17 protein-coding genes are annotated in these 19,044 nt (G+C 69.7%); 3 read left to right on the top strand and 14 right to left on the bottom strand.

Annotated features, from left to right (window positions below; translation table 11 throughout):
• Window positions 1–38 precede the first annotated feature (38 nt).
• Entirely contained in the window at window positions 39–1,475 is a 1,437-nt protein-coding gene (glnA, locus tag CFRA_RS08235; RefSeq protein WP_075664252.1) for a type I glutamate--ammonia ligase, read from the top strand.
• 73 nt (window positions 1,476–1,548) lie between these two features.
• Here the strand turns inward: glnA and CFRA_RS08240 are convergent, their stop codons facing one another.
• The 6 genes from CFRA_RS08240 to thrC all read right to left on the bottom strand — a co-directional run bounded on the left by CFRA_RS08240 (window position 1,549) and on the right by thrC (window position 7,243).
• A complete protein-coding gene (locus CFRA_RS08240; RefSeq protein ID WP_075664253.1) occupies window positions 1,549–2,001 on the bottom strand; it encodes a hypothetical protein in 453 nt (150 codons plus the stop codon).
• 115 nt (window positions 2,002–2,116) lie between these two features.
• The gene (locus CFRA_RS08245; RefSeq protein WP_075664254.1) at window positions 2,117–3,718 is read right to left on the bottom strand and encodes a hypothetical protein; all 1,602 of its coding nucleotides are present in this window, start codon (window positions 3,716–3,718) and stop codon (window positions 2,117–2,119) included.
• Between the two features lie 235 nt (window positions 3,719–3,953).
• Window positions 3,954–4,502 carry an NUDIX hydrolase gene (locus tag CFRA_RS08250; RefSeq protein ID WP_075664255.1) on the bottom strand — a complete coding sequence of 183 codons (549 nt, stop codon included), beginning with the start codon at window positions 4,500–4,502 and terminating at the stop codon, window positions 3,954–3,956.
• A gap of 6 nt (window positions 4,503–4,508) precedes the next feature.
• The gene (locus CFRA_RS08255) at window positions 4,509–5,312 is read right to left on the bottom strand and encodes a hypothetical protein (protein ID WP_075664256.1); all 804 of its coding nucleotides are present in this window, start codon (window positions 5,310–5,312) and stop codon (window positions 4,509–4,511) included.
• Window positions 5,312–5,620 (bottom strand): hypothetical protein, encoded by a 309-nt coding sequence (locus tag CFRA_RS11610; protein ID WP_156887992.1) that lies wholly within the window; start codon window positions 5,618–5,620, stop codon window positions 5,312–5,314. The genes CFRA_RS08255 and CFRA_RS11610 overlap by 1 nt, the downstream gene beginning before the upstream one ends.
• A gap of 180 nt (window positions 5,621–5,800) precedes the next feature.
• Window positions 5,801–7,243 carry a threonine synthase gene (gene thrC, locus CFRA_RS08265; RefSeq protein WP_075664257.1) on the bottom strand — a complete coding sequence of 481 codons (1,443 nt, stop codon included), beginning with the start codon at window positions 7,241–7,243 and terminating at the stop codon, window positions 5,801–5,803.
• A 202-nt stretch (window positions 7,244–7,445) separates the two neighbouring features.
• On the opposite strand from thrC, the gene CFRA_RS08270 reads away from it, so the two are divergent.
• Window positions 7,446–8,372 (top strand): hypothetical protein, encoded by a 927-nt coding sequence (locus CFRA_RS08270; RefSeq protein WP_075664258.1) that lies wholly within the window; start codon window positions 7,446–7,448, stop codon window positions 8,370–8,372.
• Window positions 8,373–8,514: 142 nt separating this feature from the next.
• Here CFRA_RS08270 and CFRA_RS08275 read toward each other — a convergent pair whose 3' ends face one another.
• From CFRA_RS08275 to CFRA_RS08305, 7 genes are all read right to left on the bottom strand, one after another.
• Entirely contained in the window at window positions 8,515–9,201 is a 687-nt protein-coding gene (locus tag CFRA_RS08275) for a hypothetical protein (protein WP_075664259.1), read from the bottom strand.
• The gene (locus CFRA_RS08280; RefSeq protein ID WP_075664260.1) at window positions 9,195–10,847 is read right to left on the bottom strand and encodes a serine/threonine-protein kinase; all 1,653 of its coding nucleotides are present in this window, start codon (window positions 10,845–10,847) and stop codon (window positions 9,195–9,197) included. Before CFRA_RS08280 ends, CFRA_RS08275 begins: the two co-directional genes overlap by 7 nt.
• 57 nt (window positions 10,848–10,904) lie before the next feature.
• Entirely contained in the window at window positions 10,905–11,936 is a 1,032-nt protein-coding gene (locus tag CFRA_RS08285) for a hypothetical protein (protein WP_075664261.1), read from the bottom strand.
• Window positions 11,937–11,992: 56 nt separating this feature from the next.
• Window positions 11,993–13,063: a hypothetical protein gene (locus CFRA_RS08290; protein WP_075664262.1), complete on the bottom strand. Its 1,071-nt coding sequence runs from the start codon at window positions 13,061–13,063 to the stop codon at window positions 11,993–11,995.
• A 230-nt stretch (window positions 13,064–13,293) separates the two neighbouring features.
• Window positions 13,294–14,532, bottom strand: coding sequence for a hypothetical protein (locus CFRA_RS11740; protein ID WP_075664263.1), 1,239 nt, complete (start codon window positions 14,530–14,532; stop codon window positions 13,294–13,296).
• Window positions 14,533–14,866: 334 nt separating this feature from the next.
• Window positions 14,867–15,829, bottom strand: a complete 963-nt coding sequence (locus tag CFRA_RS08300; protein WP_075664264.1) for a hypothetical protein — start codon at window positions 15,827–15,829, stop codon at window positions 14,867–14,869.
• A gap of 83 nt (window positions 15,830–15,912) precedes the next feature.
• A complete protein-coding gene (locus CFRA_RS08305) occupies window positions 15,913–16,893 on the bottom strand; it encodes a hypothetical protein (RefSeq protein WP_075664265.1) in 981 nt (326 codons plus the stop codon).
• A 365-nt stretch (window positions 16,894–17,258) separates the two neighbouring features.
• Between CFRA_RS08305 and CFRA_RS08310 the strand changes: the two genes are divergently transcribed.
• The gene (locus tag CFRA_RS08310; RefSeq protein WP_075664266.1) at window positions 17,259–18,629 is read left to right on the top strand and encodes an MFS transporter; all 1,371 of its coding nucleotides are present in this window, start codon (window positions 17,259–17,261) and stop codon (window positions 18,627–18,629) included.
• Window positions 18,630–18,650: 21 nt separating this feature from the next.
• Here CFRA_RS08310 and CFRA_RS08315 read toward each other — a convergent pair whose 3' ends face one another.
• Window positions 18,651–18,968, bottom strand: coding sequence for a hypothetical protein (locus CFRA_RS08315; protein WP_075664267.1), 318 nt, complete (start codon window positions 18,966–18,968; stop codon window positions 18,651–18,653).
• Window positions 18,969–19,044 lie beyond the last annotated feature (76 nt).

Consider the following 19,044-nt stretch of genomic DNA (forward strand, 5'->3'; position numbering starts at 1 on the left):
CGAAAGGAACGCAGCCCCCGACCGGGGCACTGATCACCGTGAACTTCTCCACACCGGAAGAACTCATCGCCTACATCCGTGACAACGACGTCAACTGGATCGACGTCCGCTTCACCGACGTGCCCGGCATCGAGCAGCACCTGTCCGTGCCGGCCGACCAGATCTCGGAGGAGTCGCTCCACAACGGCGTGGCCTTCGACGGTTCCTCGATCGCCGGCTACACCTCGATCGAGGCGTCCGACATGATGCTGCTGCCGGACCTGTCGACCGCGGTCATCGACCCGTTCCGCAAGTCGAAGACGCTGAACATGCAGTTCTTCGTCCACGACCCGTTCACCCGCGAGCCGTTCTCCCGCGACCCGCGCAACATCGCGCGCAAGGCCGAGGAGCACCTTACGGCCACGGGCATCGCGGACACCTGCACCTTCGGCCTCGAGGCGGAGTTCTACATCTTCGACTCGGTGCGCTACGACACCCAGACCAACGCCTCCTTCCACCAGGTGGAGTCCGAGGAGGGCTGGTGGAACACCGGCGCGGAGCACAACCCGGACGGCTCGCGCAACCTGGGCCACAAGGTGCGCACCAACGGCGGCTACTTCCCGGTGGCCCCCTACGACCACCTGCAGGACCTGCGCGACGAGATCTCGGAGACGCTCGAGCAGATCGGCTTCGACGTCGAGCGCGCCCACCACGAGGTCGGCTCGGGCGGCCAGCAGGAGATCAACTACCGCTTCAACACCCTGCTGCACGCGGCCGATGACCTGCAGAAGTTCAAGTACGTGGTCAAGAACACCGCCAAGCGCAACGGGCGTTCGGCCACCTTCATGCCGAAGCCCCTCGACGGCGACGGCGGCTCCGGCATGCACGCCCACCAGGCGCTCTACAAGGACGGCGAGCCGCTGTTCTACGACGAGAACGGCTACGGCGGGCTCTCCGAGACCGCCCGCCACTACATCGGCGGCCTGCTGGCCCACGGCAGCGCGGTGCTGGCGTTCACCAACCCGACGCTGAACTCCTACCACCGCCTGGTGCCGGGTTCGGAGGCGCCGATCAACCTGGCCTACTCGCAGCGCAACCGCTCGGCGGCCATCCGCATCCCGGCCGCCGGTTCCGCGCCGAAGGCCAAGCGCATCGAGTTCCGCGCGCCGGATCCCTCGGGCAACCCGTACCTGGGTCTGACGGCGATGATGATGGCGGGTCTGGACGGCATCAAGAACCGCATCGACCCGGGCGAGGCGGTGGACAAGGACCTCTACGAGCTGGAGCCGGAGGAGGCCGCGGGCATCCCGACGGTGCCGGCCTCGCTCTCCCAGGCGCTCGACGCCCTGGCCGAGGACCACGAGTTCCTCACCGACGGCGACGTCTTCACCGAGGACCTCATCGACACCTACATCCGGGAGAAGTACGACACCGAGATCCAGCCGGCCCGCCAGCGGCCGACGACGCTGGAGTACGAGCTCTACTACGACTGCTAGAGCCCCGGTAAATTGACGACGGTCCCGCGGTGCACTGCACCGCGGGACCGTCGCGCGTCTGCGTTCCGGCGCGCTACCGCCCGTCGGGGCTGTCGAACCGGGTCGTGTCCGGGTCGCGCGGCACGACGCGGCTCGCCCCGCCCTCGGCGGCCCAACCGTGGGCGCCCGGGTGTTCGTCGGGGTGCGCGTCGGAGTAGGCGCCGTCCTCCGGGGCCGGGTAGCCGTCGAGTTCCTCGGCCGGGTAGCCGTCAGGCTCCGCTGCCGCGGCTTTTTCAGCGGCCTGCAGCTCGCGGCGCTTGATGTAGACGAACGCGGCCACGGCCGCCAGGCCCACGACAAGGATGCAGGCACCGATGGTCAGCCCCAGCACCGGGAAGTGACCGGCCCCGTCCGCGGCCAGGATCCCCTCCGGCGAGGCCGTCGCCTCGGCCGCCGAGGCCACGGCGGTGACGGGGCCGGTGAGGGCCGCGGTGAGCGACGCCGTGACGACGCCGAGGGCGACGGAGGGACGGAGGTGCGGAGTCATCCTGTTGAGCGGTACATTTTCGTTTCCTTGGTTGTGGGTTGTGCGTCGGGATCGCGGTGTCGGCGGGAAAGATGATGCCCGGGTCGGACCAGACCGAACCGGGCGGGGCCGGGTGCTAACCCAGGGTGCGGGTGCGCCACCAGACGAAGGCGCCCAACGCGGAGAGCGCGACGATGCCGAGGGAACCGGCGATCAGGGACCAGTCGGACGCGCCCATCATGACCTCGGACTCGGCCTGCGGGGCGACGTTCTTCTCGGCCGCGCCGTCCTGTGCCTCGTCGGGGAACTGCACGCCGTTCCAGCCGACGAGCTTGTCGTCCTCGTTGACCAGGGCGAACTTGTGCACGCCCGGCCCCAGGTCCGAGGTGTCGACGCTGATCTGCTTGTTCTTGTCGACCTTCATCCAGCCCAGGCCCTCCGGGGCCTTGTCGTCGCTGAAGACGTAGACGTAGAGCCAGTCGCCGGCCTCGGCCTCCGGGACGGTCAGCAGCATCCGGTCGCCCTCGAGGGCGCCCTTGACGCCGTGGGCGTTGGAGCTCTTGAGCTCGTCGGTGGTCTCGACCGGGTTCTTCGCGGCCTTCTCCGGCTTGGAGCCGGCCTTCTCGGCCTTGGTCGACTTGCCGGACTTCGCCTTCGTCGCCTTGGCGGACTTACCGGACTTGCCCGACTTACCGGAGTTCGAGGACTTGCCCGACTTAGCGGCGGCCTTCGAGCCGGATCCCGAGGACTTGGAGCCCGCGCCGCTGGAGGCCGAGCCGTTGGAGTTCGAGCCACCGGAGGCCGGACCGCCCGACGTCGAGCCGCCGGAGGTCGCACGGGCGCGGCCGGGCTCCGGCTCCTGCGGGTCGGAGCCGCCGGAGGTCGACTCCGCACGGGTCTCGTCACCCGGCGCGTTCGCCGCGGTCGACCTGGAGCTCTTCGTCGAGTTCGCGGTGGACTCCGGCGACTGGGCCGAGTTGATCTCCTGGCCGAAGTCCACCGCGGTGCCGAACATCTCGAGGATGGCCCCGACGGTGCCGTCGAGGGTTCCCGGGGTGACCCCACCGTCCTCCCCGGTGGTCGTCGTGGGCGTGGTGGAACCCGGCGCGACGGGGTCGGGGGTGTTCGGCTCCGACTCACGGGGGACTTCCGGCAGCTCCTCCGCGGTCACCTCGTGCCAGCCGACCGCCTTTTCCCGCTCGGGGGCCTCGGCGTCCTTGGCCCCCTGCGCGACGAGCGTGTACTTGCCGGTCTCCGGCAGCTTGTCCGCCGGCAGCCGGATCTCGTTCTTCTCGCCCGCCTGCCACCAGGTGCCGGCCGGCTCAATGCCCTCGCTGTTCTGTGCAGCCTCGGCCCGCGCAGCCTCGTCCTCGTCACTGAGCACGTTGTGCTCGGGGGCCTTCCCCTCCGCGTCCTTCTCCTCGTCCAGGAAGTAGCTGAAGGCGACCCAGTCGCCCTTCTCCACGCCGGCGACCTTGACGACGATCTCCGCGGCCGGGGTGTCCTTCTCGACGGTCAGCTCGGGGCGCTCGGTGTCCGGGCCCTTCCGGAGATCCTCGTACCTGACCGGCTCAGGGGCGGCCGAGGGCTTCCCGGCGTCCTGCGCCCCGGCGCCCACCGCACCGCTGATCTCCTCGGCCGACACCACGGCGGTCGCGCCGACGCCCGTCGGGGCGGCGATGATCGCGCTCGCCGCGATCACGCCGGCCAGTGTGCGGGACAGGTGCTTACGCGCCATGGTTTCGGACCTTTCGTTGCGCAGACGGAGGTTCACGGACACGGTCCCCGCAGGGGGACCGCGAAATTCAGTGCCGTGCGCTTATCTTAAATGGTCCGACCCGAAATGGCGCGGCCAGAACGAGGAATCATCCACGCGCCCGTGCGAGCAGGACGGGCGCACCCGATGCGCGACCTTTCCGGTTCGCCGGCCCCGGCACCCCCGCCGTGAGCCCGTCCCGGTACGCGGGCCCGCCTCAGTAGGCGGTACGCCCCGGCTGACCGCGCTTGTGCCAGCCGATCCGGGTCTCGAAACCCTCGGGGTGGCGCAGCTGGGCCACCGCGTCGCCGCACGCCATCCGCAGGCGCGGGTTGGTGACCGGCAGGTGCATCGCCTCGAACCAGCCGACCTCGGTGGACTCCTCGTCCCCGACCACCGGCTCGGCGTCCTCGGGGACCGAGAGACGCAGGCAGGTGTCCATGTAGCTGGCACGGTCCCCGTTGGGGTACTCGGTGGGCCCGACGGCACCGACGCCGAGCAGCGCCTCGACCTTGGCGTCCAGGCCGGTCTCCTCCTTGACCTCGCGGATCGCGGCCACGTCCGGGTCCTCGCCGGGGTCCACGATCCCGGTCACCGGCGTCCACTGGCCGTTGTCCGAACGCTTGACCAGCAGGATCTTCGGCGTCGCCCCCAGCGGCGCGCCCGCGGGCACGTCACGCACCACGATCGCGGTCACACCGGGCATCCACAGGTGGTCGTGCCCGATCTTCTTGCGCAGCTCCACGACGAAGTCCGGAGTTCCCATTCGTGCTCAGTCCTCTTTCTCGCCGCCGGCGCGGTAGTCGGCCAGCCAGCTCTCGAAGTCGAATTTTTCGCCGCGCTGCTCGGTCAGCGGTTCGGGCTCGACGAGCCGCGCGCCGTCACCGCCCGCAGCAGGCGTGCTCTCCTCCGCCGCAACCTGCGGCGTCGCGTTCCCCTGGGCCTCGCCCGCGGTTCCCCACCCGGAGTTCACCGGCGCCGTGGATTCAGTCTCGTGTTCTTCCCCCGACGGCTCCTTCGTCGAATCCTCCTCAGTGGGATGCACCTCATCCAGACGCGGGGGCACGGAGAACTCGTAGTCACCACCCGGTGCAGGCACGGGTTCCCCCGCCGGCGGGATCTCCCTCCGGTCCCGCGCGGGGGCGGCGGCCAGCTCAGCTTCCGCGGCCTCGGCCAGCGGGGTCTGCTCGAGGTGCCGGGCGACCACCCAGCGCAGCACCGCGGGGTCCACGGCCGCGGCCTCGACCACCACGCCGAGGGCGACCTCGCGGCCGGCCGGTACGACGAGGGTGAGACGGTCGCCGGCACGCACCAGGGCGTCAACCGTCTGCTCCGGCACCTCCGGGGCGCCCGGCTCTGTCCCGACGCGCTCGCCGGCTCCCGTGCTCAGCGCCACCGACGTCGTCGCCCGTGCCAGGGCGGCCACGGCGTCGGCGGCCGGTTCGGCCTCTCCCCCGCCGGCCAGGCGGGTGGAGCCGGACAGCTCGACGACGACGGCGCCGATCAGCCCGTCGACATCGGCGGCCAGCCCGCTGAGCAGATCAGCAAGTGCCCCGGTGTCCTTGTGCCGGGCCATCAGGCGCGCTCCCCGTCCTCGACCTCGGCCTCGCCGGAGTCGTCGCGGTCCTCACCGCTGACGCGGGCCTCGCCGTCGGCTCCGACGCGGACCTCGCCGTCGGAGCTGTCCGAGGACTCCGCGGCGCCGGCCTCCCCATCGGCCCCGGACTCCTCAGCGGCCCCGGCGTCCCCCGCGCCCTCCGCGGTCTCCGGGTTCTGCGTCTCGGGCTCGTCCTGGCCGAGCAGCCCACCGGTCAGCTGCGCCGCGAAGCGCTCCGGGTCGAACTCGGTGAAGTACTCCGGGCCTGCGAATCGTTCCTGCGCCATGGTCTCGCCTCTCCTCTTCGCTTGACGTCGGCCGCGTCGCGGCGGCCTTCAGGCAGCCCACCCTACCGGGGCGCGCGCCCGCCCACGCGGGCTTCGCGGACCCCGCAGGCAGCGGCGCTACGGGCCCGCCGCGCCCCGCAGCGGGTCCACCGACCCGCCCGGACGCCGCCTGCCCTGCCGCTACCGCGCGTCGTGGGCGGCGATCGAGTCCTCGATGAACTTCTTGACGGCCTCGGCGTCGTTGGGCATGTCGGTGACGTGCCGCCCGGCGTCCATGATCCCGGCGAAACGCTCCGGCACCTCGGGCTCGAGCCCGGTGGCCTCGCGGATCGTCTCGGAGAACTTCACCGGCAGCGCCGTCTCCAGGCACACGATCGGCGAGTCGATCTCGTCGCGCAGCCCGCGGGCGACGTGCACGCCGTCGGCGGTGTGCGGGTCCAGCATCACGCCCAGCTTCTCGTGGGTCTCGCGGATGGTCGCCAGGCGGTCGGCGTGCGTGGAGGAACCCGACGCAAACCCGTACTCGTCCGCCGCGCGGCGCACCGCGGCGTCGTCAAGCTCGAAGCCGCCCTCGCGCACACGTCGCCCGAACAGCTCGGCGGTGAGCCCGGCGTCGCGGCCGTTCAAGTCGAAGATGAAGCGCTCGAAGTTGGACGCGCGCGAGATGTCCATCGACGGACTCGAGGTCGCCTGCGTCTCCGCCGAGGAGCGCGGGCGGTAGCGGCCGGTGCGGAAGAACTCGTCGAGGACGTCGTTCTCGTTGGTCGCCACGATCAGGCGGTCGATCGGCAGGCCCATCTGGCGGGCGATGTGACCGGCGCAGATGTCGCCGAAGTTGCCGGTGGGCACGCAGAAGGAGACCTTCTGGCCGGGGCCGTCGGTGAGCTTGAGCCAGCAGGAGAAGTAGTAGACCACCTGGGCCATCAGGCGCGCCCAGTTGATGGAGTTGACCGCGCCGATGTGGTGACGGGCCTTGAAGTCGGCGTCCGCCGAGACGGCCTTGACCACGTCCTGGCAGTCGTCGAAGACGCCGTCGAGGGCGATGTTGAAGATGTTCGGGTCGTCCAGGCCGAACATCTGCGCCTGCTGGAAGGGGGTCATCCGCCCGGCCGGGGTGAGCATGAAGACGCGGATCCCGGTGCGCCCGCGCATGGCGTACTCGGCGGACGAGCCGGTGTCGCCGGAGGTGGCGCCCAAAATATTCAGCGTCGTCTCGCGGCGGGCCAGCTCGTACTCGAAGAGCTCGCCGAGCAGCTGCATGGCCATGTCCTTGAACGCCGCCGTGGGGCCCTGGGAGAGGTGGCCGAGGTGCACGCCGTCGTCGAGCGGGGTGACCGGCACGATCTCCTCGTCGTCGAAGACGGGGGTGCGGTAGGCCCGCGCGGTGATGGCCTCGATGTCGGCGGCCGGGATGTCGTCGACGAAGAGCTTGAGGATCTCCGCGGCCAGCGCCGCGTAGCCGTCCCCGGTGAGCAGGGCGCGCCACTTCTCCAGCGTCTCCGCGTCCACCTGCGGGTACTCGGCCGGCAGGTAGAGGCCGCCGTCCGGGGCCAGGCCGCCGAGCAGGATGTCGGTGAAGGTCGCGGGGGTGCGGGAGGCGTCACGCGTGGAGATGTATTTCACGTCACCGAGTCTAGTGGTTCGCCGCGACGGCACCCCTAGGCGGGCGGCGCGGTGAAGGCGCAACGTGGGGACCGTTCCGTAGCCCGTTCGCCCGGATAAGCACCACCCTCTACACTCCTACTCAGTCTGTTTTCAACGAGATGACAGCTGTTGTGCCCCGCGACGGCACAGACGCGCGAAGACGACCTCGAAAGGACTCGATATGAGCGTAAGCAACAACATCAAGCTCGCCCCCGGCGAGCAGGGCCTGTACGCCCGGGACTTCCGCCCCAACCTCCTGTTTTACTGGCTGAGGTCGACCATGCTGGTGACCAACAAGCGCCTGCTGATCAAGGCCCCGAACTCCTTCCTCGGGATCATCCCGATGGGCTTCCAGGAGCGTTCGATGCCCATCGGTGCCATCGCCGGCACCACCACCAGCAGGACGGTCAAGGTCGGTCCCCTGCTCCTCTTCGCGTTCGTCGCCGTGTGCTTCCTCTTCGGCTCCATCAACATGTTCGAGGAGTCCGTGGGCGCCGCCCTGATGATGCTGCTGCTCGCCCTCATCTTCGGCTTCCTGTCCGCCAACAGCGTGCTCTCCTCGCTGGAGATCACCAACAACGGCGGCGGCACCACCGAGGCGACCGTCTCCTTCGTCGAGGCCTCCACCCTGGAGGAGTTCCGCGAGAAGGCCAACGAGATCATCTACTCCGCCTCCGCGGGCGGTCAGTCTTGGGACATGGCCTACGGCAGCAACACCGAGGGCTTCCAGAACCGCATCGGCGCCGCCGGCGGCGCCAGCCAGTACAACCCGCAGGGTGGATTCACCCAGCAGCAGTTCGGCGGCCCGCAGTTCGGCGGTCAGCCGTACGGCGGCCCGCAGGGCCAGTACGGCAACCCGCAGGCGCAGTTCGGCGGCCCGCAGGGCCAGCCGTACGGTGGCCAGCAGTACGGCAACCCTCAGGCCCAGTACGGCGGCCAGCAGTACGGCGCCCCGCAGGGCCAGTACGGCGCCCCGCAGGGCCAGCAGGGCGGCCAGTACGGCTTCTACGAGCAGCCGCAGCAGCGCGGCGGCTCCGACGCCAAGCCGGTCTCCGGTGAGGTCGCCGAGGGCGACGACAAGGGGACCTCGGACCACAACGCCCAGTAGTCATCTGCAGGCCCCGGACCGGGCCGTCGCCTGAGCCGCCCGGCACACGTCCGGGGGCCGGGCCCGGCCCAGCGCCTGCCGGAAAGACGCCGACACCCCGCACCGGATCCGGTGCGGGGTGTCGGCGTCTCTGTGTCCCGGGCTAGCTGAGGTAGCCCATCTCGTAGGCGTAGCGCGCCAGCGAGATGCGGTAGGGCTTGGGCATCGGCGGACCGGACTTCTCGATGCTGCGGCACAGGTAGTCGATCTTGGAGTTGACCTTCTTCTCCGTCCAGCCGAGCTGCCGGGCGACGGTGGCCACGTCCGGGATGGCGGAGTCGTCCGTGCCGGGCTGGCGCGCCAGGGGCGCGGCCAGCGCCTGCATCAGTTTGAGCTGCTCTTGGTTGGGCACGTGCTTGCCGACGGTCGCGGTGGCCGTGTCCGGCGTGTACGTGGAGCGGGGGCCGTGGACACCGGGGGTGTAGACGTCGACGTGCAGCTCGTAGGTGCGCTCCGAGGTGGAGAAGACGATGGCGGAGGCGCCGGGGGCCAACGGGGTCTGCGCGCCCGGGCCCAGGTCGGTGCGCGCGAAGCTGCCGCGGCTGCGCGGCTCGATGTCCACGGGCACGCGGCTGCCGACGTTCTTGACCATCCACTGGTTCGCACTGCACCAGAAGTGCAGCAGGCGACGGTGCAGGAACTGGTCGTCCTCACCGACGACGAAGTTGCCGGCACGCCCGACGATGAGTTCCTGCGGCGCCTCGACGACCGTGGACTGGCCGATCAGGTCATCGAGTCGCAGCAGCGGAGAGCCGGCGCTCTCCGTGCCGGCGGGCTGGCTGCTCAGCATATGGGGATCCTGTTCTTCATCGAGTCGGCTCGGTCACCCCACACCATAGCCAGGAAGCGGGAGCGCTCCGCACCCGGCAGCATCACGTACGCGCTGCCGTCGGTGGTGTCGACGTCGACCACGTCGACGGTGCACTGGTCGTTGCCCAGCTGCACGGCCTCGCCCTCGACGTAGCGGTCGCGGGTGTTCTGGTCGCCGTAGTCGGCCAGGGTGACGCCGAGCCCGTCGCCGGAGCAGACGATCTTCGCGGCCTGCCCCTCGTCCGGGGCGGCGCTGTGGCAGCTGACCTCGGACCAGTCGCCGCGGCCCTCGCGTTCGCCGGTGATGTTGTCGAAGGCGGCGGCCACGGAGCGGTCCTGCCCGGACCACTTCGGGTGCGAGAGGACCCACCAGGCGCCGACGCCGCCGGCGGCCAGCACCGCCACCGCGGCGATGCCGGCGATGATTCCGGCGCCGCTCCTGCGCCGCGGCTGGCCGACGGCCTGGGCGGTGCCGGTGAATGCCGCGGGCGCGGTCGGCGCGGGTCGGGTGCCCGGGGCGACGGCGGGCTCGATGCGGGTGGGCACGTCGTGCTGGGGCGGGTAGGCACGCGGGCTGCGCGAGCGGCGCTGGCCGGCGGAGTCGCCGCCCTGGGCGCCGGCGCGGGCCAGGTTGTCGATGAACTCGACGGCGCTGCTGTAGCGCCGGGCCGGGACCTGGGAGAGCGCGCGCTCGAGGACGCCGCGGACGGCCTCGCGGTGGGGCTCCTCCTTCTCGGCGAAGCGCAGCTCCGAGATGTCCGGGAAGCTGCGGTCGTAGAGCCACTGCGACTGGGTCATGGTGTCCTTGAGCTGCACCAGGGTGAGCATCTCGAAGGCGATGAGCGCCAGCGCGTAGTTGTCCGTGTTCGCCGAGGGCTGCGGGTGGATGACCCCCTGGCGGCCGGCCTCCTTGCCCGGGTAGAGCTCGGGCGCCAGGTAGCCATCGGTGCCGATGATCGCGGAGAGCTGGGTGACCCGGGTCGACTCCGGGGTCAGGCTGATGCCGAAGTCGGTGAGCATGCTGGCCACGTCGCGCCCGCGGCCGCCGGGGATGAGGATGTTGCCCGGCTTGACGTCGCGGTGGATCACCGGCGGGCTGATCCGGGTGTGGATGTGGTCCAGGGCGCCGGCGATGGGGCGCAGCAGCCGCACCGTCTCGGCGACGGTGAACGGCGAGTCCCACTCCTTGCGGCTGCGGATCTGGTCGTTGAGGTTGGTGCCCGGGATGTACTCCATGGTGAAGTACGCCTCGCCGTGCGGGGTCACGCCGCCGTCGTAGATGTCGACGACCGCGGAGTGGTTGATCTTGGCCAGCGTGCGCATCTCCTGCTGGAAGCGGCGCCGGTTCTCATCGTCGGAGCCGACCTCCTCGATCAGCCGCTTGACGGCGACCTTGCGGTCGAGGTTCTCGTCGCGGCCGAGGTAGATGCGGCCCATGCCGCCTTCGCCGATCTTGTCCAGGATGACCGTGCCGCGCTCGCGCAGGTCACGGGCGAACTGGTCCTCGGGCGGGGTGACGGGCCCCTGCACGGTCGGCGGGGCGTCCTGGGCCGGCGTGGTGTTGTGCCACTCGTCGGGTCCGCCGTCCTCGGCCTGCGGCCCGCGGCCCCATCCCTGCTGACTCATGCTTCCTTCTCTGTCCTTCCGCGGGCGGCGTCGCCGGCCCGCCGTCGTCGCGTGACTCTAGAACTCCACGGCGCCGAGGTCGCCGTCCTCGCTGAACACGTGGTCCATGTCCTCGGGGGTGAACGTCTGGGCGGGCCGGCCGACCCGGATGTACTGCAGCCCGCCGTCGCGCTCCATGAAGGCCAGCGAGGCGGTCTCCTGGTCGTTGCCGGCGTTGCCGACGGTGACCAGGTAGAGCGCGGTCACGCCGTGGTCGGCGAGCGACTGCGCCGCGGGCACGCCCTCGACGGCGTAGCGGGTGGCGAAGTTCGGCGTCGCGTCGACCACGTCGAGCACCTTCGGCTCGGGCGTGCCGAAGACGGCCTCCGGCGAGAAGTCCTTGTCCTCGCCGAGGTGGTGGTCGACCTGCTTGTCCAACTGGTTGGGCACGCCGTGGGCGCGGATGAAGCCCTCGATCTGATCGCGTTCGCGCAGCCCCACGAACTCCTCGGCGAGCGCGCGCACCTCACCCAGGCGCGCGTCGTCCGGCGCCTCGCTTGGCGACGCCGTGGTGGTCACCGTCTCCGTGACCGTCTCCGATGCGGCCGTCTCGCCGTCGCCGCCGCTCTCACTGCCGGTCGCCCACCAGGCGCCGGCGCCGATGAGCGCGCACACGGCCGCGGTGGCCAGCGCAGTGCCGGCGATGACGGGCAGCAGCCCGCGGCGCTTGGATTCCTTCTTCTCCTCGTTTTTCTCCTGCTCCGGGGCGGGCGAGGTGTGCGGCGCGGGTGGGGCCGCGGCGAAGGAGTTGGTCGCGGCAACCTGGCCCGCAGGCGTTCCCGCAGCCGTTGCGCCCGCTGCCGTCGCGCCGGCCGCAGTGGCACCGCCCCGGGGCGCGGCCGCGCGGCGGCGTTCCTCGGCCAGCAGCGCGTCGTAGCGCGCGCGGCGGTCGGGGTCGCCGAGGATGTGACGGGCCTGATGCAGCTCCTGAGCACGCTCGGGCCGGCGGGCGTCGGCTCCCCACTCGAGCCGGCCGATCTCCCGGACCAGGCTCGCCGAGTCGGCCGCGGGGTCAAGCCCGAGGCTGCGGTAGTAGTCGTGCGTGCTCATGCGTGGCCGTCACTTTCTGGATTAAGGGTGCTCAGAGGCCGATACGGCGCGGTACCCTAGTCGATTCTGCCGGAGAGGGCATCGGCTTCACGGACCTTGTTCACGTTCGCAAAGTACCAGTCGCCGTCCCGCTTCAGGAACGTGAGATAGGCCTTCGGCACACCGGAGTCCTTGTCCCCCACGGACACCCTGTGCACCTCGGTGATCCCGGCCTCGGACTCCGCGGTCTCGAAGAACGGCTGATCGTCCACGGTCATGGTGACTTCCCGGTACGCGCCGTAGTCGACGTCCTCGAGGACGTCGGCGGAACCGACACCGACGAAGTCCGTGTAGTAGTCGTTGAGCTCCTCGGCGTCGTACTCGTTGTCGGTCAGCTTCTCGGTGAAGCTGGCGTCGAAGTGCTCGTTGATCCAGTCGACGCGGTCCCGGTCGGTGTCCTTCTTGACGAACTCCTTGGCCATCTTCACGGGCTTGTCGCCTCCGGACCCACCGGTGATCCAGGAGAAGAGCCCGAAGGCGAGCAGGCAGGCCACCGCCGTCACGACGGCGGTGACGATGATCGCCTTGCGCGAGGACTTCGCGTACTCGCCCTTGAGGTTCTCGGAGGCGCCGGAGAGCTTCTCGCCTGCGTCGGCGAAAGCCTTCTTCGCGCCGGCGGCGGCGGTGGCGGCCTGCCCCGAGAAACCGGACTGCTGGCTCTGCTGGGGCTGGCCCGGCTGCGGCTGGCCGAACTGCTGGCCCGGCTGGCCCGGCTGCGGCTGGCCGAACTGCTGGCCCGGCTGCGGCTGGCCGAACTGCTGGAACTGTCCGGACGCGGGCTGCTGCCCCATCTGCGGATCCTGCGACGGCCCCTGCGGGTCTTCGGCGGCGGGGCCGCCGGCCTCCGTCGCGATCTGGCGCAGACCACCGATGCGCAGCTCGGGCTGGCTCGGGTCGTCGAGGATCGCGTCGTAGCGGGCACGCCGGCTCGGCTCGGAGAAGATGTCGAGAGCCACCTGCAGCTCATCCGCGCCACCCGGGTTCCCGGTGTCGCCGTCGTTCAGCCGACGGGAGATCTCCGCCGCCAGCTCCTCGCTGGGCTTGGCTCGGTCCAGACCGAGCGACTCATAGAGGTTGTAGTGGGCCATCGTTGGCCATCCTTTCAAAGATTCAAGCAATTCATTTGGACTGGCTTTTCAGGAATTTACAGAACCGACGGGCCGGAATCCTCCCGGTACGGGGAACTGTCCCCACCTCTGAAAGGGCGGAAAGCGCAGGCGACTCTAAATCTGTGCTGCCGGTCAGCAGTCGAATGCCGCAAGATCAGCACGCGCCCCGTCCCCTCAGGTACCAGCCTGGGAACGCGCATCCCCTGAAGCTAAAAGGCGATGACGTCCTCCAAGTCGTCAGCCTCCTGAGCCTCCGCAGGGAAAAGTACGCGCCAGTCGCCGTCCACCTGAGCGAACATCAGCCAGGCCTTGGGCACGTCGGTCTCACCGTTACCCACACCGACCACATGCAGCGCGGTGATACCGGTCTCTGATTCGACAGCCTCCATGAACGTCTTATCGTCAACCGACCCCATGAGATTCATCGAAGAACCATAGTCACCGTCACCGACGACCTGGACCGATCCGGCCCCCACGGCGTCGGTGTAGACATCGTTGAAGTCCTCGGAACTCGGGGATTCCTCCCATCCGCCCTCTCCCCCGAACAGGTCTTCCGCCAGGTCGGGGTCAAAGTGCTCGTTGAGCCAGTCGACACGGTCCCGGTCGGTGCCCTTGGAGATGAACTCCTCGGCCATCTTCACGGGCTTGCCTCCGCCCGTGCCGCTGCCGCCGACGAGCCACCACACCAGGCCGAAGACGAGCAGGCAGACCAACGCAGTCGCCACGGCGGTGACGGCGATCGCCTTGCCAGAGGAGCGCGCGTACTCGCCCTTGAGGTTGCCGGTCGCTCCGGACAGCTTCTGCCCGACGCCGGAGAAGGCGTTCTTCGCCCCCGCGACCGCGGACTGCCGGGGCTGCTGCCCCGGCTGGCCGTACTGCTGGTACTGCCCCTGCTGCGGCTGGCCGAACTGGCCGTACTGGCCCTGCTGGGGCTGGCCGTACTGCTGGTACTGGCCCGGCTGCGGCTGGCCGAACTGGCCGTACTGGCCCTGTTGCGCCTGCCCGAACTGCTGGCCCGCCTGAGGCTGGGCGAACTGCTGGTACTGACCCGGCTGCGGCTGGCCGTACTGGCCAAATTGCGGGAACTGCCCCGACGCGGCCTGCTGCTGATCCTGCTGCGATTCCTGCGGGCTCACGGTGGAGCCGGCCCCGGAACCGTTGCCGGAGGCGGCACCGGCCGCCTCCGCAGCGCCGGAGCCGCCCTCGGCGGCGATCTTGCGCAGGCCGCTGATGCGCAGCTCGGGCTGATCCGGGTCGTCGAGAATCGTGTCGTAGTGCGAACGCCGGCTCGGCTCGGAGAAGATGTCGAGAGCCACCTGCAGCTCATCCGCGCCACCCGGGTTGCCGGTGTCCCCGGCGTTCAGCCGACGCCGGATCTCCTCCGCAAGCTCCTCGCTGGGTCGGGCACGATCCAGCCCTATCGACTCATAGAGGTTGTAGTGGGCCATCGACGGCTCTCCCTTCAGGGCAGTGCGTTGTTCATTGGAGCTGACATCTACGGACGCTAAGGCCGTGCCGGCGCGATGTCCTGCCGCGTGCGGAGTCCTCCCCACAGTGGGGACGTCGGAGATTTTCAGCGGAATTTGATTTGGGCCACAGGTTAACAGCTCACGCGGTCACAATCCACGCATGCAGACGCTCGCCGGGTTACCGCCACCCCCGGGCGAAAGTACTGAGGCCGCCGACGCGAAGCTCAGGTTGGTCCGAGCCCTCGAGTATCCGGTCGCAGCGCGCGGCGGCAGTCAGCCCACGAAGACGGGGTGTCTCCTGGACGTGAAACCGTCAGAAAAGCAGACCCGAGGAATCGTCGCCGAAGCCGACTTCCCCGGGCGCACTCGCGGAGAATAACCGCCATTCCCCGTCCCTCTCCCCAAAGATGAGCACGACCTCGAGCTCACCGGTGGAAGCGTCCCCCAGCCCCACCACGTCGTAGGCGGTGACCCCGTACTCTGATTCGAAACCTTCCATCCCCGGCTGACCCCCGACGTTCAGGGACACATTGAGGAACGGACCGTAATCCTCGACCCCGAGGATGTCGATGGAACCGGAACCGGCCAGGTCGACATACTGATCGTTGACCGCGTCGGCGTCCGGGACGACGGCGACTTTCCCCTGAATGTCGCGCGCCAGTTCTTCGTCGTAGTGCTCCCTGAGCCAGTCGACCCGGTCGCGGTCCGTCTCCTGGGCGATCAGCTCCTCCGCCAACTTCTCCGACTTGCCGCCGCCCGAGCCGCCGCCTCGCGCGACCCACAGGACCAACCCCAGGACAAGCAGACAGACCAGCACGACGACCACGGCGGCGACCAGGAGTTTCGTGCGCCAGGACCCGCTGCGCCCGCCCCGGGGCCTGTCGCTCTCCGCACCGGAGCTCTGCCCCACAGACTCAGTCTGCTGTCCGCACGGCCGCCCCACGTACTGCGGTTGCCGGGGCTGCCGGGACTGTCCGGGCTGACCCGGCGCGGCGTCCCCGCCCCCGGGGCCGATCTGGCCGACCGCGTCCCCGGCGGCGAGCCGCCGCAGACCGCTGATACCCAGGTCCGACTGAGACGGGTCGTCGAGAATCGCGTCGTAGCGCGCACGCCGCGCCGGGTCGGCGAAGATGCCGAGCGCCACCCGCAGCTCATCGACACCGCCGGGGTTGCCGGCCTCTCCGCTATTCAGGCGCCGGGAGATCTCCGCCGCGAGCTGCTCACTGGACCACCGGCGGTCCAGCCCGATCGACTCATAGAGGTTGTAGTGGGCCATCTCAGGAATTCCTCTCGAAGGACAAAGGGGGTTATTTGGGATTGCTGACAAATCCGGCGCATGAGTGTCCGGTCACCACCGGCCTAGAGCGGCCCTTCCACGGCCTTTTCGATGTCGAGGAGATACCATTCGCCGTCCTTTTTCCCGAAACTGACCATTGCCTCGGGCGCCCCGTCTTCGCTCTCGCCCACTCCGACCATGTGAATTTCGGTCACCCCGGTCGCGGTTTCGGCGGCCTCCATGTACGACTCGCCGTCGACCTTGAAAAGGAGATTCGTGAGATTCGTGATATCCGTGTCCGCGACGACGACGGCGGATCCGTCACCGACATATTCGGTGTAATCTTCATTGAGATCCTCGGCGTCCAGGGCGTTCTTTTCGCCGCGCCAATCCGCAATGAGCTGCTCGTCGTAGTTCTCGTTGATCCAGTCGACGCGGTCCCGGTCCGTCTCCTGAGAGACCAGCTTCTCCGTCATCTTCACCGGCTTGCCGCCATCGGAGCCACCGCCTCGGGCGATCCACAGGATCAGCCCGATGACGAGCAGGCACACCAACGCCAGGACCACGGCGACGGCCAAGAGCTTCGAGCGCCAGGACATCGCCCGCCGTTTGCGGGGCTTCGCCGCCGTCGCCGTGGCCGCGTCCCCCGCGGACGAGGACCGGTCGCGACCTGACCAGTCTGTGGCCCCAGGCTGCTGCGGCTGCTGCGACCACTGCTGCCGGGGCTGCCCGGCCCCGCCCTGCGGGTGGCGCGCCTCCCATCCGCCACCGGGAGCGGACTGGCCGCCGACACCGGGGGCGGACTCGCCGCCGGCCTCCCCGAAGGCGAGCCGCCGCAGATCCTCCATCCGCAGATCAGGGTGCCCCGGGTCGTCGAGAATCGCGTCGTAGCGGGCACGCCGCGAGGGGTCGGCGACGATGCCGAGCGCCACCCGCAGCTCGTCGGCACCTCCTGGGTTACCGACCATCCCCGTGCCCAGACGACGCGATATCTCCGCCGCCAACTGATCACTGGACCATCGGCGGTCCAGTCCGATCGACTCGTAGAGGTTGTAGTGGGCCATCTCCGGCCTTCCTTTCAGCAGGGTCGAGCGAATTCTTCCCCGTCACCGGGGATGAACCCGCGGCCGCCGTGAGCGCGAACCCACCGCTCCGGTAAACCGACACCGACGTGACGGCACCATCGCTCAGCAACCACGTATTAATATTCTTGCAGTTATTTGGGTCACAAGGTACCAGGACAACACGTCCCCCACGACACTTCCGGACGAAACCTCCGCCACTCCCCCGTCTGGCCCCGACGATCCCCCGGCAGACTCATGCTCTGCGGGATATATTCGGTACACCTATACCCGCCGAGCGCGGCAATTAGCGTTTCCGCCACCCCAAGCGTCTGTCGTCTGATGTCAAGGTCTAGTGTGATTGAACCGTGACCGATCAACAAACAACCGCGAAAAACCGGACCCGTCCACACCCCAGAGAGAAGATCACCGCCCGCGCCCTCATCGTCTGGGGTGCGGCGGTCTCCGTCTACATCGCCGCCATCGCCAGCCGCACCTCCTTCGGTGTGGCTGGCGTGGAGGCCATCGACCGCTTCGAGGTCGACGCCTCACGCATCGCCGTCTTCACCGCCGTTCAGGTCGGTGTCTACGCGGCCGCCCAGATCCCGACCGGGCTGTTGATCGACCGGTTCGGGCCGCGCCGCCTGCTCATCGCCGGCGCCCTGATCATGGGCCTGGGCCAGGTGCTGCTGGGCGTCACGGCCAACTACTGGGTGGCCATCATCGCCCGCGTGCTCATCGGCGGCGGCGACGCGACGGCGTTCCTCTCGGTCATGCGCCTGCTGCCCTACTGGTTCCCGATGCGCCACGCCCCCGTGTTCGCGCAGCTTTCCGCCGGCCTCGGCCAGCTGGGCCAGTTCGTCTCCGCCGTGCCCTTCCTCGCGCTGCTGGTCGGCGACGGCTGGGTCGTCTCCTTCGTCTCCCTGGGCTCGGTCACCGTCCTGGTCGGCCTGGCCGCGGCCGTCGCCGTCTCGGACAGCCCCGACCCGGTCGAGGACGCCCACGGCCCGAAGGACGCCGACGGCACCAAGGCCCACGGCCCCTCGCTGCGGACCCGGATCAAGGCCGTGATCACCAGCTCGGTGTGCTGGCAGGCCTTCTTCATCCACTTCACCTCGATGGTCCCGCAGGCCACCTTCACCCTGCTGTGGGGTGTGCCGCTGATGACCCTGGGCATGGGCCTCTCCGGCGCCCAGGCCGGTACCGCCCTGACGGTCAACACGATCGTGATCATCCTGGCGGGCCCGTTCCACGGCATGGTCTCCGCCCGTATGGGTGCACGCCGCGACATCGCCGTGTTCATCGCGGTGGCCGTCAGCTTCGCCTTCTGGATCTACCTGTTCTCCTCCGACGCCCCGCGCGGGTTCACCGCGGCGATCCTGATGAACGTCATGCTCGGCGCGACCACCCCGGTGTCCAACTTCGGCTTCGACTACGTCCGCGAGCGCATGCCGCGTGAGGCGGTCGCCACCGGCACCGGCCTGGGCAACATGGGCGGCTTCGTCGCCACGATGGTCGCCGCCGAGGCGATGGGCTTCCTGCTCGACCACTCCGCGGGCGGGCACCAGGACTACACCTGGGCCGACTTCCAGGTTGGCTGGATCGCGCTCCTGGTCATCATGGTCATCGGCGTGATCGGCATGCTCGGATCGCGCATCGCGGTCTCGCGCCGCACCCCGGCCGCCCCGGCCGGTGGCACCGGCCGCGAGGTCCGCTTCATCGAGCAGTCCGACGACTAGGCGGTAATCTACTTCCGCACTTCAGCGGCGCGGGGGCTCCTGGCGGCCGGTGAGGATGTCGATGACGCTGCGCACGGCGGCCTCGCCCACGCCGCCGATGTTGTCCGCGGTCAGCGTCGGGAACTCGCGGGAGTTCTCCCCGTCACCCGGGCGCTCCGCGTGGCGCGCGGAGCCGGTGGCCGAGGTGGGCTGGTCGGCGACGACGGTCAGCGTCTGGGAGTCGCCGTCGAGGGTCACCGAGGCTCCGGTGGAGACCCCGGCGGTTCGGGCGGCGGCGACCAGCGCCTCGAGGTCGGCGAGGGTCGCGGTGTTCAGGTCCACGGTCAAAGAGAGGCTCATGCACCCGAGCGTATCCGCGCCCGGAGTCCCCGGCAGCCGGTGAGCGGACGACCGGGGAAAGATCAGGGTCCTCCCC

The sequence above is a fragment of the Corynebacterium frankenforstense DSM 45800 genome (assembly GCF_001941485.1).
Taxonomy (GTDB): domain Bacteria; phylum Actinomycetota; class Actinomycetes; order Mycobacteriales; family Mycobacteriaceae; genus Corynebacterium; species Corynebacterium frankenforstense.